The sequence below is a fragment of the Methylobacterium sp. FW102-HT35C08 genome (assembly GCF_058790235.1).
Window position 1 is genome coordinate 4364682 of the sequence record NZ_JBYTCL010000002.1, and the last position, 16017, is coordinate 4380698.

13 protein-coding genes are annotated in these 16017 nt (G+C 69.1%); 7 read left to right on the forward strand and 6 right to left on the reverse strand.

Going from position 1 to position 16017, the window contains the following annotated elements; genetic code table 11:
- The first annotated feature begins 19 nt into the window (after positions 1-19).
- Both AC3WSN_RS20755 and AC3WSN_RS20760 read left to right on the forward strand, forming a co-directional pair.
- A complete protein-coding gene (locus AC3WSN_RS20755; protein ID WP_492540453.1) occupies positions 20-442 on the forward strand; it encodes a tripartite tricarboxylate transporter TctB family protein in 423 nt (140 codons plus the stop codon).
- The gene (locus AC3WSN_RS20760; protein WP_492540455.1) at positions 442-1998 is read left to right on the forward strand and encodes a tripartite tricarboxylate transporter permease; all 1557 of its coding nucleotides are present in this window, start codon (positions 442-444) and stop codon (positions 1996-1998) included. Before AC3WSN_RS20755 ends, AC3WSN_RS20760 begins: the two co-directional genes overlap by 1 nt.
- A 311-nt stretch (positions 1999-2309) precedes the next feature.
- Here AC3WSN_RS20760 and AC3WSN_RS20765 read toward each other — a convergent pair whose 3' ends face one another.
- Together AC3WSN_RS20765 and AC3WSN_RS20770 are read right to left on the reverse strand one after the other, a co-directional pair.
- Positions 2310-3296, reverse strand: a complete 987-nt coding sequence (locus AC3WSN_RS20765) for a Bug family tripartite tricarboxylate transporter substrate binding protein (RefSeq protein WP_492540457.1) — start codon at positions 3294-3296, stop codon at positions 2310-2312.
- Between the two features lie 433 nt (positions 3297-3729).
- Complete coding sequence (locus AC3WSN_RS20770) at positions 3730-5304, reverse strand: winged helix-turn-helix domain-containing tetratricopeptide repeat protein (RefSeq protein ID WP_492540459.1); 1575 nt, start codon at positions 5302-5304, stop codon at positions 3730-3732.
- A gap of 152 nt (positions 5305-5456) precedes the next feature.
- Between AC3WSN_RS20770 and AC3WSN_RS20775 the strand changes: the two genes are divergently transcribed.
- Both AC3WSN_RS20775 and AC3WSN_RS20780 read left to right on the forward strand, forming a co-directional pair.
- Positions 5457-6479, forward strand: coding sequence for an alpha/beta fold hydrolase (locus AC3WSN_RS20775; protein ID WP_492540461.1), 1023 nt, complete (start codon positions 5457-5459; stop codon positions 6477-6479).
- Positions 6469-6990, forward strand: a complete 522-nt coding sequence (locus AC3WSN_RS20780) for a cytochrome P460 family protein (protein ID WP_492540463.1) — start codon at positions 6469-6471, stop codon at positions 6988-6990. Before AC3WSN_RS20775 ends, AC3WSN_RS20780 begins: the two co-directional genes overlap by 11 nt.
- Positions 6991-7044: 54 nt before the next feature.
- Here the strand turns inward: AC3WSN_RS20780 and AC3WSN_RS20785 are convergent, their stop codons facing one another.
- The 4 genes from AC3WSN_RS20785 to AC3WSN_RS20800 form a co-directional block, all read right to left on the reverse strand.
- On the reverse strand, positions 7045-8316 hold the full coding sequence (locus tag AC3WSN_RS20785; RefSeq protein WP_209578437.1) for an MFS transporter: 1272 nt from the start codon (positions 8314-8316) through the stop codon (positions 7045-7047).
- 139 nt (positions 8317-8455) lie between these two features.
- On the reverse strand, positions 8456-9301 hold the full coding sequence (locus AC3WSN_RS20790) for an aspartate dehydrogenase (protein ID WP_492540465.1): 846 nt from the start codon (positions 9299-9301) through the stop codon (positions 8456-8458).
- Positions 9302-9517: 216 nt separating this feature from the next.
- Positions 9518-10558 (reverse strand): sensor histidine kinase, encoded by a 1041-nt coding sequence (locus AC3WSN_RS20795; RefSeq protein WP_492540467.1) that lies wholly within the window; start codon positions 10556-10558, stop codon positions 9518-9520.
- Positions 10558-12048, reverse strand: coding sequence for an ATPase domain-containing protein (locus AC3WSN_RS20800; protein ID WP_492540469.1), 1491 nt, complete (start codon positions 12046-12048; stop codon positions 10558-10560). The genes AC3WSN_RS20795 and AC3WSN_RS20800 overlap by 1 nt, the downstream gene beginning before the upstream one ends.
- 437 nt (positions 12049-12485) lie before the next feature.
- Between AC3WSN_RS20800 and AC3WSN_RS20805 the strand changes: the two genes are divergently transcribed.
- The 3 genes from AC3WSN_RS20805 (at position 12486) to AC3WSN_RS20815 (ending at position 15892) form a co-directional block, all read left to right on the forward strand.
- Complete coding sequence (locus tag AC3WSN_RS20805; protein WP_492540471.1) at positions 12486-12719, forward strand: hypothetical protein; 234 nt, start codon at positions 12486-12488, stop codon at positions 12717-12719.
- A gap of 436 nt (positions 12720-13155) precedes the next feature.
- Positions 13156-14098 (forward strand): IS630 family transposase gene (locus tag AC3WSN_RS20810; RefSeq protein ID WP_447715880.1). Its coding sequence is split into 2 segments (ribosomal slippage): positions 13156-13491 and positions 13493-14098, totalling 942 coding nucleotides; the frame shifts between segments, so codons are not numbered across the junction.
- 654 nt (positions 14099-14752) lie between these two features.
- Positions 14753-15892: an HPP family protein gene (locus AC3WSN_RS20815; RefSeq protein ID WP_492540473.1), complete on the forward strand. Its 1140-nt coding sequence runs from the start codon at positions 14753-14755 to the stop codon at positions 15890-15892.
- The last annotated feature ends 125 nt before the right edge of the window (positions 15893-16017 follow it).

Here is a 16017-nt window from a genome sequence, read left to right on the forward strand (position 1 = left end):
CCCCGTCCGGAGCACTGACATGGCCAACCAGAATACCGTCCGCGGCGTGGTCCTCAGCGCCATCGCCCTCTGCTTCGGGGTGACGGCGCTGCGCTACCCGATCGGCAGCTTCGCCCATGCCGGCGCCGGCCTGTTCCCGCTGCTGGTCAGTTCGCTGCTGCTGCTCCTCGGTCTCATCACCCTGGTCAAGGCCCGGTTCGAGCCGGCGAAGCCCATCCACTTCGCGTGGCGGAACATCGGCATCATCCTGCTCGGCCTCGTGGCTTTCGTGGCGGCCGCCAAGGTCGCCAGCATCGTCCTCGGCATCGTGCTCCTCGTCCTGGTGTCCTCGCTGGCGGCCACGTCGTTCTCGTGGAAGCGGGTGCTGGCCATCTCGGTCGCGCTCATCGCCGTCGCGCTCGCCTTCCAGAAGCTGCTCGGCCTCAACCTGCAGGTGATCTGATGGATGTGATCACGAATCTCGCCTTCGGGTTCGAGCACGCGCTCACCTGGAGCAACCTGCTGTACTGCGCGATCGGCTGCGTCATCGGCACCCTGATCGGGCTGCTGCCCGGGCTGGGCCCGCTCGCGACGATCAGCCTGCTGCTGCCCCTGACCTATTCCATCCCGGTCGACGGCGCGCTGATCATGCTGGCGGGGATCTATTACGGCGCCCAGTACGGCGACAGCGTGAGCGCGATCACGATGAAGATCCCGCACGCGTCGAGCATCGTGGCCTGCATCGACGGCTACCAGATGACGCTGAAGGGGCGCACGGGCCTCGCGCTGTTCACCGCGGGCGTGTCGAGCTTCATCGGCGGCACGGTCGCCATCGTCGTCCTGGCCTTCCTCGCACCGCTTCTCGGGCAGGTCGCCTTCCTGTTCGGGCCGGCCGACTACTTCGCGCTCATGCTGCTCGGGTTCGTCTGCGTCAGCCTCGTGACGACCGGGAACCTGCTGAACGGCCTCGCCATGTGCCTGCTCGGCGTGCTGCTCGGCCAGATCGGGACCGACCTCGAATCCGGCACGCTGCGCTTCACCCTCGGCCTGACGCCGCTCGCCGACGGCGTCAGCGTCGTGAGCGTCGCGCTCGGCTGCTTCGGCATCGCCGAGATCTGCCGGAACCTGGACGCCCGCGAGGAGCGGACGCCGTTCAACGGCAAGATCCGCCTGATGCCGAGCTGGCCGGAATTCAAGCGCATCATCCCGAGCGCCCTGCGCGGCAGCGCGGTGGGTTCGCTCCTCGGGATCCTGCCGGGGGGCGGGCCCACCATCGCGCAGTTCGCCGCCTACGCGATCGACAAGAAGGTCAGCAAGTACCGGCACGAGATCGGCACCGGGTCGATCGAGGGCGTGGCCGGGCAGGCCGCCGCCGACGAGGCCGCCGCGCGGACGAGCTTCATCCCGCTCATGAGCATCGGCATCCCCGAGAACGCCGTCATGGCGTTGATGATGGCCGCCTTCATCATCAAGGGCATCCAGCCCGGCCCCAACATGATCGCCAAGCATCCGGACCTGTTCTGGGGCCTCGTCGCCAGCATGTGGATCGGGAACTGCTTCCTCCTGATCCTCAACGTGCCCCTGGTCCGCTTCTGGCTGTCGATCTTCAAGATCCCCTACAGCGTCCTCTTCCCGTCGATCCTGTTCTTCTGTTGCGTCGGAACCTACAGCGTCAACAACAACCTCGACGACGTGCTGATCACCGCGGCCTTCGGCCTGCTCGGCTACATCCTGATGCGCCTGAGCCTCGACCCGGCGCCCCTGATGCTGGGCTTCATCCTCGGCCCGATGCTGGAGGAGAATTTCCGCCGCGCGATGCTGCTCGGCCGCGGCAGCTTCAAGGTGTTCGTCACGCAACCGATCAGCGCGACGCTTCTCGCGTTCATCGCCGTGCTGATCCTCGTGCAGATCGTCTCCGCGGTCGTGCGGATGCGCTCAGGGAGGCCGTCGCCCGTCTCGGTCGGAAACCTCGACCACGAGGCACCGCCGGCCGCGATGATCAAGTCGCCCGGCGGTTAGAGCCGTTCCCGACCACATCGAGACGGCCGACGGCAGGTCATGGGTGGTCGCGTCAGGTCGGGCTTTCCCACCCTCGACCTCATCCTGAGGTGCCGAAGCGCAGCGGAGGCCTCGAAGGAGCCCTCCAGCCGGCCGCGAGAGCCCTGGAGCCCTCCTTCGAGGCCCGCTGACGCGGGCACCTCAGGATGAGGAAGGGGATGGGAAAGACGCTCGTCGCCGCGGCTCACGACACGCTCCCACGCCCGAGCATGTCGCACACGGACGGTCGCGGCTCTCGGCGACCTCGATAGCGAGCGCCGAAAGGACTCCTGTCAGTCGACCGTCGCGCCGGAGAACGCGACGACCTTGCGCCACTTCTCGATCTCCTGGCCGATCAGCGTGCCGAACGCGTCGGGCGAGACCCGCAAGGGCGTCCCGCCGAGGTCGGTGAGCTTCTTCTCCATGGCCGGGTCGGCCAGGATGTCGTTCACCTCCTTGTTGAGGCGCGCGATCAGCTCCGGCGGGGTCTTCCGCGGTGCGCCGATCCCGAACCACGCGCTCGCCTCGTAGCCCGGCACCGTCTCGGCCACCGTCGGCACGTCGGGCAAAGCCGGCGAGCGCTCGGCCGTCGTCACCGCGAGGGCGCGCAGGGTCCCGCCGCGCACGTGGCCGATCGACGAGGGCAGGTTGTCGAAGATCACGTCGGCGTGGCCCGCGATCATGTCGATAATCGCCGGACCGGCGCCGCGATAGGGCACATGCACCATCGGCGCGCCGGTCATCGCCTTGAACAGCTCGCCCGACATGTGCAGCGACGTGCCGATGCCGCTGGAGGCCATGTTCACCTTGTCGGGGTTGGCCTTACAGTAATCAATGAACTCCTGCACGGTCTTGATCGGAAGCTTCGGGCTGACCTCCATGATGTTGGGCGACCGCATGATCCCCGCCACCGGGGCGATGTCGCGCTGAAACTTGAAGCTCAGATTCTTGTACAGGCTGTCGTTGATGCCGTTGGCCGGATTGGCGAGCAGGATCGTGTGGCCGTCCGGCTCGGCGCGGACGACGACGTCGGTGCCGATATTGTTACCCGCCCCGGGGCGGTTCTCGACGAGGACCTGCTGGCCGAGGCGCCGTCCGAGCGGTTCGGCGATGAGGCGGGCGAGCACGTCGGTCGCGCCACCCGGGGCATAGCCGACGACGAAGCGGATCGGGCGCGTCGGGTAGGATTGCGCGCGCGACGACCGGGTCGCCAGCGCCGTGGTCACGCCGGCTCCGACGCCGGCCGCCAGTATTGATCTCCGCGACCACTTGGAATCCATGTCCGCGTCCTCCCTGCGGCCCTTTTTGCGTGGGCCCTCAACGATTCGTACGTTACGCGGGACCGCAACGGCATCAACCTGAACGCGTTGGGCAATTCATATGGCGCGCGCCAGTTGAAATCGGGCTCGAGCCGGGCGGCCGACAGCTTTTTCAAGCCGCGGTGGGGTGCGGGCCCCCGTCGCACGCGCTCCGGCCGCCGTGAGGGCCTCTCTACACGTCATCGATGGGTACACGACGAGGATCGCATCGGACGCAGTCCGAACCACTGCAACAGCCCCGGCACCGTAAGCTGATCGGAGGTCTACAGGCTTGGCGACGCCCTATTCCACGTCCGCAAGAGTGGATTTCGACAATCCAAGTCACCGGACATTCGGCTGGACAACCGCGAAAATAGCGAAGCGGCCCGGACGCTCGCTCGGTCCCGTTCGGCGATCAGGCCGGGAGGCCCGCGATCGCCAAGGCTTCGGCATAGAGCTTGGCCGTCTGTTCGAGCGGAAAGGGGATGCGTGCGAGAAAGCCCGAGATCGTCAAGTGCGGCTCGATCGCCAGCATCTCCGCGACAGCCTCGCGGGCGGGGTCCAGCCGCCCGAGCCTGACATTGGCGACGGCGAGGACGCGCAGGGCCACGGCGAAGCGGCGGTTCTGCGCCAGGGCGCGCTCGGCCCAGTCGATCGCGGCGGCGTCGTCTCCGTCGATCAACGCGGCCACCGCCATCACGCCGGACATCAGCCAGCCGCGCGGATCGCGCGGGTTGAGCCGCTGCGCGCGGGCCACCATGGCGCGGCCTTCGGCGCCGTTGCCGCACATCGTCTCGATCCAGCCCGCGAGCGTCAGCGCCATCGCGGAGTTCGGGTTGAGGAGCAGCGAGCGCCGGAAGAGGTCGCGCGCGCGTTCACGCCCGGTCCCGGCCATGTTCCAGATCGCGAAGGCGGCCATCCACAGCACCTGCGCGTCGCCGGGCGCGCGCTCGACCGCCCGCCAGGCCAGGGCCACGGCCGCGCTGCGGGCGTGGTCGTCCTGCTCGGCCCAGCCCTGGAAGTGGCACTGCGCGCGGCAATAGGCGGTCGCCGCCATCGCGGGGGCGTAGTCCGGTTCGGCCTCCAGAGCCTCGCCCAAGCAGGCCAGGGCTGCGGCCATGCCAGGACCGGTGAACTCGGACAGGTGCGCGTTGGCCCGCAGCAGACGCTCGTAGGCGTCGAGTCGGGACGGCGCCGTGCGCCCGACACGACCGATCTCGGCCTGCTGAAGGGTCGGCTCGATCGCGGCAGCGACGCCCTCGGCGACCCGCTCCTGCAGCGCGAACACGTCGTGCAGGTCACCGTCGAACCGGTCCGACCAGAGATGGGCGCCCGAGACCGCATCGACGAGTTGCCCTGCGATCCGCAGCCGGTCGTGGCTACGGCGCACGCTGCCCTCGAGCACGTAACCGACGCCGAGTTCCGCGCCGACCCGGCGCAAGTCGATCGCCCGGCCCTTGTAGGTGAACGAGGAGTTGCGGGCGATGACGAACAGTCCGCTCATGCGCGAGAGCGCCGTGATGATCTCCTCGCAGATCCCGTCCGCGAAATAGTCCTGCTCCGGGTCGCCGCTCATGTTGGTGAAGGGCAGGACCGCCACGGCCGGCAAGCGAGGTCCCGCGCGCCAGGACGGCCCGGTATCGGCCCCTGTCTCCGCTCCCGGCTTGGTCGGGGGGTCGTCCCCCGCCTCCACGGCGCCGACGAAGCGGACGCCCTTGCGCGGGAGCGTGCGAATCAGGCGCTGGTCGAGCCCCGTGTCGCCGATCGCGGTGCGCGCGGCGTTCAGCCGGCTGCTGATCGTCGCGTCCGACACGATGCGGCCGTGCCAGACGGCCTCCAGGAGGTCGTCGCGGCTGACCACGCGATCGCGGGCGGCGACGAGGTGCGCGAGGACATCGAAGACCTGCGGCTCCAGCGCGACGAGGGTGTCCCTGTCCCTGAGCTCGCGCCGGGCGGTGTCGAGGGTAAAGGACGAGAACCGGTAGATCACGCGGTCGCCTCAGCGATCATGCCGGTGCAGCAGAGCCGTCCCGCACCGAAAATCAAGAGGCTCTGAAGGTGCGCTGTACGGGTTCTGAAAGCGGCGCGCGGCCGATTGGGGCAATGTCCGGCGCATCGACACCTCAGCAGCGGGATGCGCCCATGCCGTCCGAGACCATCAACCGGAGCCGCCGCCGCCTTCTCGGCGGCGCGGCCGCCACCATCGCGGCCGCCGAACTCGGCCTCGTGCCGCCCGCACGCGCGCAGACCGGACAGGGGGCAGGCGCCGCGTTCGGGCCGCTGCAGGCGGTCGACGCCGACCTCCTGCGCGTCGGCTATCTGGAGGCGGGCAACCCGTCCGGTCCGGTGGCGCTCCTGCTTCACGGCTGGCCCTACGACATCCACAGCTTCGCGGAGGTCGTACCGTTGCTCGCCGCGGCGGGATACCGGGTGATCGTCCCCTACCTGCGCGGCTACGGCACGACGCGCTTCCTGGCGGCCGATACCGTGCGCAACGGTCAGCAGGCGGCGCTCGCGGTCGACGTCATCGCCCTGATGGACGCGCTCGCCATCCGTCAGGCCGTTCTCGCCGGTTTCGACTGGGGCGCCCGCACCGCCTGCATCGTCGCCGCGCTCTGGCCGGAGCGGTGCAAGGCCCTGGTGTCGGTCAGCGGGTACCTGATCGGCAACCAGGAGGCCGGCAAGAAGCCGCTGCCGCCCCAGGCCGAACTCTCCTGGTGGTACCAGTTCTACTTCGCGACCAGCCGCGGCCGAACGGGCTACGAGGCCAACCGGACGGAGTTCGCCCGGCTGATCTGGCGGACGGCCTCGCCGCGCTGGCAGTTCGACGACGCCACCTTCGCGCGCAGCGCCGCGGCCCTCGACAATCCGGATCACGTCAGCATCGTCATTCACAATTACCGCTGGCGCCTTGGTCTCGCCGACGGCGAGCGGCGGTACGATCCCCTGGAAGCCCGCTTGGCGGAGGCGCCGAAAATCGGCGTGCCAACGATCACCCTGGAGGGGGACGCGAACGGGGCACCGCACCCCGATCCCGCCGCCTACGCCAAGCAGTTCTCCGGGCCCTACGCGCATCGCACGATCAGCGGCGGCATCGGGCACAACCTTCCGCAGGAGGCCCCGCAGGCCTTCGCGCAAGCCGTGGTGGACGTCGATGCCTTCTGACCGTCGCCTCCACGGGCCCAGCGCCCTTCTCCTGGCCTGCGCCGCCTCAGGCCTCCTGATCGCGGTCGCCCGGGCGGTGGACGGGAGCGGCAAGCCCGCCGCGCCGATCTACGGCGTCACCGTTCCCGACGGCTACCGCGACTGGCGCCTGATCGCTCCGGCGCTCGAGGATGCGCCGCTGAACGAGCTGCGCGCCGTCGTCGGCAACGACCGGGCCGTGACGGCTTACCGGGCCGGTACGCTGCCGTTCCCGGACGGTACGGTCCTGGTGAAGCTGGCCTGGGAGCGGAGACCGTCCGCGGAGTTCGAGTCGGCGACGGTGCCCGGCCGGGCCACGACCGTGCAGGTCATGGTCAAGGATGCGAAGCGTTACGCCGCGACCGGCGGCTGGGGCTTCGGCCGTTTCATCGACGGCAAACCGGTGGACGAGGCGCAGCATCAAACCTGCTTTGGCTGCCACGAAGCGCGCGTCAGGAACCATGATTACGTCTTCACCCGGTACGCCCCCTGAGCGGGTGAGAGGGGTGCGTCGGCTTCGGGCCGACTCATGCGGCGTGCAGCCTTCCTAAGGCCTCTCGCCCGGCAGGACCGGGATCAGGGGCGGGCGGGCGCGGCCCAGTCCCAGCGCGAGCGCTGCCCCCGCGGCGGTGATCAGGGCGAGCGGCAGCAAGCCCAGTGCGTAGCTCCCGCTCGCATCCTTGATCACACCCATCAGGTACGTCCCCACGAAGGCGCCCAGGTTGCCGATGGCGTTGATCTGCGCGATCCCGGCCGCGGCCGCGCCCGGCGGCAGCCATTCCGTGACCAGCGCCCAGAACGGGCCCTTGACCGCGTAGGTCCCGAGGATCGCCAGGAACAGGATCGCGACCGTCGGCCCGAACCCGTGGGCGGCCAGCGCCGCGGCGAGGCAGAGCGCGGTGAGCGCCTGCGGGCCGGCGACATGCCAGGCCCGCTCCCCGGTGCGGTCCGATCGCCGGGCCCAGAGCACCATCAACCCGGCCGCGATCCCGAACGGCACCGAGTTGAGCAGCCCGATCTCCATCGTCGTCAGACCGTAGGACTTGAAGATCTGCGGCTGCCAGATCGACAGGCAGGCGCTCGCGCCGACGCTGCCGGCGAAGATCAGGCCCGCGGCCAGCACGCGCCGGTCGAGGATCACCTGCCAGACGGAGGGCCGGACCGCCGGCTGCTCCGCGCGCTCGGCCGCCAGGCGCCCGGTGAGCCAGCGGCGCTGCGCGTCGTCGAGCCAGGGCGCCCGGTCCGGCCCCTCCGGCAGGAACCGCAGGGCGAGCAGGCCGAGCACCACGGCCGGCGCGGCCTCGACGATCGACATCAGCTGCCAACCGCGCAGGCCCAGCCAGCCGTCGAGCCCGAGCAGTGCCGCCGAGATCGGCGAGCCGACGAAGTTCGACAGGGGCACGGCCACGGCGAAGAGGGCGATCACCCGGGCGCGGTAGGCCTTCGGGAACCAGCGTGTCAGGTAGAAGATCACGCCGGGATAGAAGCCGGCTTCGGCCGCGCCCAGAAGGAAGCGCACCGCGCAGAACGAGATCGGCCCGACGACGAGCGCGGTGGCTGCGGAGATCAGCCCCCAGGTGATCATGATCCGGGCGAGCCAGAGGCGGGCCCCGAACCGCTCGAGCATCAGGTTCGAGGGCACCTCGAACAGGAAGTAGGCGACGAAGAAGAGGCCCGCACCCAGGCCGAAGACCGAGGCCGACAGGCCGGCATCGGCGTTCATCTGCAGGGCCGCGAAGCCGACGTTGACGCGGTCGATGAAGGCGACGAGGAAGCCCAGCATCAGCAGCGGCATGAGCCGCGCCGTGACCCGCCGCATCGTCGCCCGCTCGATCTCGGACGGGATCTCGCCGTTCACCGCTGTCAAGGATCTCTCCGGGATTACGGGGCCTCCGCGCGGACCTCGGCCCGGGCGCGTGCGACGGACAGCACGGGGTGTGCCAGCCGGGCCCGGCCCGTCAGGTCCCGACCCGGAGCGGGGCGGCGAGCTTGCGCAGGTAGGCGATGACCGACTGTGCGGTGATGCGGCCCGTGCGGGGGTTCTCGTCGGTCGGCACGTTCTCGATCGTCATCGCGAACCGCGCCGCATCGGCCTCGACCTCGATGCGGTGGGTATTGCGGTCGAGGCCGGGGTCGGCCCAGATCTCCAGCTCGGTCCGATCCGGCCCGATGCCGGCGAGCGAGAGCGCGACCGCGACGTTCAGGTTCGCCGGAAAGCCGCGGGCCGCCTCGCGCGGGCTGCCGGCGAAGACCCGCATCGGCTCGGTGATGCCGGCGATCTCGATGCCGTGCTCGACGAGGTAGGGCGCACCGACGAGGCCGCGCACCGGCTTGCGGGTGATCATGCGCACCGCGTGGATCGTGCCCTCCGCGGCGGCCGTCACGGCGTCGAGGCCGAGCAAGGCACCGGTCGGGACGACGATCTGACCGCCATGGGCGCGGGCGGCCTCCACGAGATCCGCGTTGTCGAGGAGCGCCCCGCAGCTCAGCACCACGGCCGTCTTGCCGGCCGTCACGAACGGCCGCACGATCGACGGGAGAAACTGCGACGGCGCGCATTCCAGCACGATGTCGGCCCGCGGCTCGAGAGCATCGAACGCGGTGAGGATCTCGGGCGGCTGAGCGAACGCCGCGAGTTCGGCACGCGCCTTCCCGACATCGCGAACCGCGACGGCGGTCAGGGTCAGGCCCGGTATGGCGCCGCCGTCGAGGGCCCGCGCCACGGCCCGCCCGACGGTGCCCAGGCCGGCGATCGCGACGCGCCCGCCGCGGGCCGGCGACCTGGATGCTTCTTGCGGCGCCATTCTGGATTCCTGTTCAACGCGGCCGGGGCGGCCGGCCACGGCCCTGCTGCATCGGTCGTGCCGACGGGCCGCGATCGTCCCACGTCTTGGACTACCTCTTGGACCACCTCTTGGACCGCGGGCAAACAGCAGCGCCTCGGACAGGCCTCGTCGGGGTTGCGGCTGTGGCCGGCCCGCAGGCACTGCGCAGCGGGACGATGCCCCGCCCCGACACCCTCAGTAGGCGGGGACGATGCGCTTCTCCGGCAACGGCGCGCGCATCGAGAAGTGCAGGCCGGCGGGCTGATAATCGAAGGCCAGCTCGGCCTGGCATTGCACTTTCAGCACGCGCTGGAGCAGCGTCGACCCGAAGCCCTTGCGGGTCGGCGGCTCCGTCGGCGGACCGCCGCGCTCGATCCAGTCGAGACACAGCACCTGATGGTCCGCGGTCTTCTCGACCGTCCAGCTGATCCGGATGCGACCTTCCGGGACGGACAGCGCCCCGTGCTTGGCCGCGTTCGTCGTGAGTTCGTGGATCGCCATCCCGGTGGGGACCGCAAGATCGCCGACCAGATCGACCCTGGGGCCGTCGAGAACGATGCGGGACTCTTCGCTGTCGTTGTAGGGCCCGAGTTCGTTCATCAGCATGTCGCGCAACGGCGCCTGCTGCCAGTAATCCTCGGTGAGCAGGTTGTGCGTCTTCGCGAGCGAGATCACCCGCGCCGAGAACGACGTGTAGAACGCCTCGACGCTGGTCGCGGATCGGGACGACGCGCCCAGCAGAGCCTGGACCGTCGCCAGCGTGTTCTTCACACGATGATGCAGCTCGCGGATCAGGAGCGTCTGCCGTTCCGCCGAGCGCTCGCGCTCTTCCAGATAGGCGCGCGCCTCGAGTTGCCGGCGTCTGGCGCGATGGGCCGAGCGCACCGCCATCACCAGCGTCGCCGGGTGGAACGGGCGCTCCAGAACACTGACGTTCCCGAGGAGGTCGGTCAGGTGGACCTTGGGTTCGGCGCCCCGCCGCGTCAGCAGGATGAACGGAAAGTCCGACCACGGCGGCTGCGCGGCGATCCAGTCCGCCAGGGCCTGCCGGTTGGAGGAGAACAGTGCCTCCTCGGTGAGGATGGCGCAGGCCGCCATATCGAGGCACGCCACGACGTCCGTGAGGTCGCCGCAGGTTTGCGTCGCGATCCGCTCCTCGCCGAGGAGGGTCGCGGCCACATGCGCGTCGCGGCCCGTCGGTGCGAGGACGAGGACCGGCGGGTCAGCATCGGTCATCAGGCGCCGCGGGTGCGGAGAAGCGACGACCGCTCACCTTCGAAGGTCGGGACACCGGTCATGACACCTCGGAACGCGCTCAGCGGCTCGCCAACGCGGATCCCTTGCGAGTCGATCCGCAACTCGCGGATCGTATCCTCGTGGCTGCCGGTCCGCTTCTTCACGACGGAGATCGCACGGCGCAGACGCCCCTCGGCCTCGAACGCGCGGAAGAGCAGGATCGTATCGCTGAGATAGGTCAGGTCGACGCTCGTGCTCATGGCCCCGATCATGCCGTGCTGTGCCAGGACCAAGAGCGTGATGACGCCCTGCTGATTCAGGTAGGTCAGCAGCTCATGCATCTGCAGGAGCAGGTAATTCTCCTCCGGCATGGCGTTGTGATAGCCGGTCAGGGAGTCGATCACCACCAGGGTGACACCGCGGTGCTCGACCGCGTTCTGCACGATGTCGGCGAGCTCGCCCGGCGAAACCTCCGCCGGATCGATCTGCTCGACCTGGAGCGCGCCCGACGCGATCGCGTCATCGATCGGCATGGACAGGCCGGCGGCCCGCCTCCGCAGCACGCTCGTCGTCTCGTCGAAACTGAGAATCAGCGCCTTCTCGCCGTGGGCGATCGCCGCGGTGACGCTGGTGAGCGCCACCGTCGACTTGCCGACGCCGGACGGACCGATCAGCATCGTGCTGGTCCCGCGGTCGAGACCGCCCCCGAGAAGCTGGTCGAGTTCGGCGCTTCCCGTGCCGCACTGGGCGTCCAGAAACGTGCCGAGATGCTCGGCGGCCACGAGCCGCGGGAACACGGTCAAGCCGCCGCGCCGGATGATGTAATCGTGGTACCCGCCCCGGAACGGTGTGCCGCGCATCTTGATCACGCGCAGCCGCCGCCGCTCACCGCCGTACAGGGGCGCGAGCTGTTCCAGCCGGATCACGGCGTGACTCAGGCTGTGCAGGTTCAGGTCGTCTTCCTCGGCGGCCAGATCGTCCAGAAGAAGCGCCGTGATGTTCTGGATGAGCAGGAAGCTTCGCAGGGCGTGAACCTGCCGGCGGTAGCGCAACGAGCCTTGCGAGAGCAGCCGGATCTCGGACAAGCTGTCGAACACGACGCGGTCGGGCTTGGCACGTTCGATCTCGGCGATGGCCATGCGGACCGTCTCGCCGAGTTCGAGGTCGGAGGTATGGACGAGGGTCTGCTGCAGGTTCGGATCCAGGCTGAGTTCCGGCGCGACGAGTTCGCAGATCTCGATGCCGTCGAGCGACCAGCCGTGACGCTCCGCGACGTTCAGAAGCTCGCGCCGGCTCTCCGAGAGGGTGATGTAGAGGCAGCCCTCGCCGCGCTTCGCGCCCTCGAGCAGGAACTGCATTGCCAGCGTGGTCTTGCCGGACCCGGGCCGTCCCTCGATGAGATGCGAACGGCGCGCCGCGTAGCCGCCGTCCAGGATATGATCGAGACCGACCAGTCCCGTGGAAACCGGCGCTGCATCGTCTTCGGTCACTGGCGCTCCACGCTCTGTGCCGTCGTCGATCGACGGCACACGCTCGTACACGAACTCGGGCGGAGCGTGAACGGCGTGATGCCGCTCATGGGCCGGCAGGCGCGGCCGGCTCTGATGCCTGGGCTCCTCAGGAGCGGAGAGGCGCACGTCCAGCCTTCCGAGGCGCCGTGCTGGCGCGTGCGCTGCGATCTTGGCGGGCCGAAAGCGGTTCTTCCGGTTCGGAGCAGGATTGCCAGCTTTGCTGCAGAGCGGGAGGATCGCTTTCACGTCCTCGTGCGTTCCGATCGAGAGCTACCCAACCCTGGGTAGAACAGTTGCGGAAGTGGAGGCGGTAATGCTGCGCGGTGGATTGCTCTGGCTGCTTGGAATCCCGCTGCCGATCATCCTGCTCCTGTGGTTCTTCGGCGTGTTCCACTAGGCGCAGGTGGGCTGACGCCATGCCCTACACGGTCGAGATCACGACGCCACCGATGCAGATCGACGGCGAGGAACAGGCGGCGCGGATGTACCAGCTGCCCGATCCGTTCGGTACGCCGGCCGAAGCCAAGGACGCGGCGGTTGCGCATATCGCCGAGCTCGGGCTCGACCCTGCCAGCGTCCTCTACACCGTCTTCGACCGCGAGGGCGCCCCGGTCGCATCGAATGTCGCGCTGCCGGCCGGGGCAGGGTGAATCGAAGGCCGTGGGCCGGCGCTTCGCGGTGTCCAGTTCCCCCGCATGCGCCGACCCTCACGCGACCGCCCGGCCAAGGCATCACGGGTAGGGTGCGGAGAACTGGTCCGCACCCCCCTGTCATCGCGCGTCCCCTCGCAACAGCACCGTGCGGGTCGCGAACACCTCGGGCACATCAGCAGGGGGAGCTAAACTTATAGTCGGTGGGGCTGCGGCCGTCATCACAGCTCTGCGGCGGCCGGCACAAAAAAGGCCACTCCCGAAGGAGCGGCCCGAAGTCTTGGGAGGAAACGCCCTCGAGAAGGGCTGCGAAACCGCGACGCCATCGCGGCCTCACCCGTCCGATCTAGAGCAGGTTGTTTTTTGACGGAATCGAGGTTCACGGGCCGGCTGTGGTCTGGTTGTCTGTCAGCCCTGCAGCGGAGGGCGATGTGGGATGACGCAGCCCTATTCGGAGGATTTACGCGAGCGGGCTCTGGCCCGCGCTGAGGCCGGCGAGACGATCCGGATGATCGCTCGGGCTTTGGCGATCAGCCCATCCTGCGTCTCGAAGTGGCGCAAGCTCAAGCGGGAGACGGGCACGCTGAGCCCTGGGCAGATCGGCGGCCACAAGAAGCCGGTGCTGTCGGGTGAGCCGGGCACATGGCTTTCCGAGCGGGTGCGGGGTGGGCCGTTCACCCTGCGGGGCTTGGTGGCGGAGTTGGCCGAGCGCGGGGTGAAGACGGACCTGCGTGCGGTCTGGGTGTTCGTGCGCGCCCAGGAGCTAAGCTTCAAAAAAAACGCTGCGGGCGAGCGAGCAGGACCGGGCCGACGTCGCGCGTAAGCGCCAACGCTGGCAAAGGCATCAGGCGAAAGTCGATCCGCGCCGCTTGGTCTTCCTCGACGAGACCTGGGTCAAGACCAACCTGGCACCGTTGCGCGGCTGGGGACCGCGCGGCCAGCGCTTGGACGCGCAGACCCCACACGGCCACTGGCGTACGCTCACCTTCATCGCCGCGCTCCGCCATGACCGGGTCAGCGCGCCCTGGGTCGTCGACGGGCCGATCAACGGCGCCATCTTCCGCCGCTACGTCGAGACCGTCCTCGTCCCTGAGCTGAAACCGGGCGACGTCGTCATCCTGGACAATCTTGGAAGCCACAAAGGCAGAGCCGCCCGGGCTGCCATCCGAGCCGCCGGCGCGCATCTGCTGTTCCTGCCGCCCTACAGCCCCGATCTCAACCCGATCGAGCAGCTCTTCTCAAAGCTCAAGCATTTCACCCGAGCCGGCGAACCCAGGACCGTCGAGGCCACGTGGCGCCGCGTCGGGCACGTTCTCGATCTCGTCGCGCCCAACGAATGCGCCAACTACCTCACCAACTCAGGCTACGCTTCCGTGTGAAAACAACACGCTCTAGGCTCCGGCCGCGCAGGGCACAACCGGCCCGAGGCCGTATGATGCGCATAAGTGGGATGGATTTCCCCGTCAGGTGCGCTTCCACACCATAGCTCGGTGCAGGATCCTGGCCCACACGGGCCGTTGGATCTCGCAGGAGGCGCCGGCCTGGGGATCGGGCGCGGCGTCGGTCTGGCGCCTAGTCCGTCAGGACGGCAATGAGCGAGAACGATGTGGCAAGGACGAACGTGCCCGCCACGAGGAACGAGATCAGCAGCATGGGAGACCTTGGGATGCCGAATGGCTATGCTGTTCCAATGCTCAAGGTCTCGCCCCGGTTGCAACCCGGGCTTGCATAACCGCCCGGCTTTCTCGGGCCTTCCACAACACAGTCGTTGGACAGGGCGTCGATCGCCGCCGTCCGGCATCGTCATGTCTCACGGTGTCCTCGGCGACCGGTTCCGATGATCGGACCCACGCCGCCAGCCAAGCTTCGACACCAAATCGCCCGATCGGTAGGCAGAATGCCTCGACAGATTGCAATTTCAGCCGCGGCCCGTAAACAGGTCTCTGGTATACCAGATACACGCCCGGGCGATCGGTGCATGTGCTCGTCGAACGTGCACGTCCGGCGGCCGGGTGAGCGAGGGATGCGTGAGGATGTCGGAGACGGTTCGTCCGGAACATCGATCCGGGAAGGCAGCGGGGTTTCAGCTGTTCCGACCGATCCTGGCGGGCGCGACCCTCCGTGAGCGCCTCATCGCCTGCCTCGGCGCGCTCGCGGGCATCACGCTCACGGGCCTGATCTGCGGCCTGTTCTTCGGCCAGGGACCGCACATCCCGCTCATCGTGGCGCCGATGGGCGCCTCGGCCGTGCTCCTGTTCGCCGTGCCGGCCAGCCCGCTTGCCCAGCCTTGGTCGATCATCGGCGGCAACACGATCTCCGCCTTCATGGGCGTGCTCGCGGCCCACTTCATCCCCAATCCGGTCATGGCCATCGGCGTCGGGGTCTCGCTGGCCATCGCGGCGATGTCGCTCACCCGCTGCCTTCACCCGCCCGGCGGCGCTGCCGCCCTGACGGCGCTGATCGGCGGCCCGGCGGTCACCTCCGCGGGCTTCCTGTTCCCCCTGTTCCCGGTCTGCCTCAACTCAGTCATCCTGGTTGCGCTCGGCATCGCGTTCCACAAGATCTCGCGCCGCAACTACCCGCACGTCCCGGTGCCGGCGGCGATCAACACGCACGGAACGGCGGATCTGCCGCCGCCGCTCAGGGTCGGCTTCACGTCGGACGATGTGGACGCGGCCCTGGTCGAGCTGCACGAGACCCTGGATATCGACCGCTCCGACCTCGACCGGCTTCTGCGCCAAGTCGAGCACCACGCCCTGGTGCGGACCCAAGGCGACCTCACCTGTCGTGAGGTGATGTCGCGCGACGTGGTCACCATCGGGATGGACGCAAGCGCGGAGCGCGCACGGGAACTGCTGATCGCGCACAACGTCCGGACGCTGCCCGTGGTGGACGGCGCGGGCCGGCTCGCGGGCACGCTCGGCCTGCGCGAACTGACGCTGCATGGGGAAGTCGGCCTCGCGCAGGTGATGTCTGAGGCGCGGACGGCGCGGCCGGACGCGCCGATCGTTGCGTTGGCGTCCTCCCTGACCGACGGGCGCACCCATGCGGTGATCGTCGTGGACGACGATCGGCGCGTCCTCGGGATCATCACCCAGACCGATCTGCTCGCGACCCTGACGCGTCTGATCTCGGCCAAGGCCCTCACGGCGCGCGAGCCGGTCCCCGCTTAGGCACCCGCGCGGCCCGACCAGACCGAGCGCGCGAGGCGCCGCGAACATCGTTCCTGTCGAGTGCCCTGCGGGAATCCGTGGCCAGCGCCTCGACCCGGCGCGGGCCTTGGCCCGGTTGTTGCCAG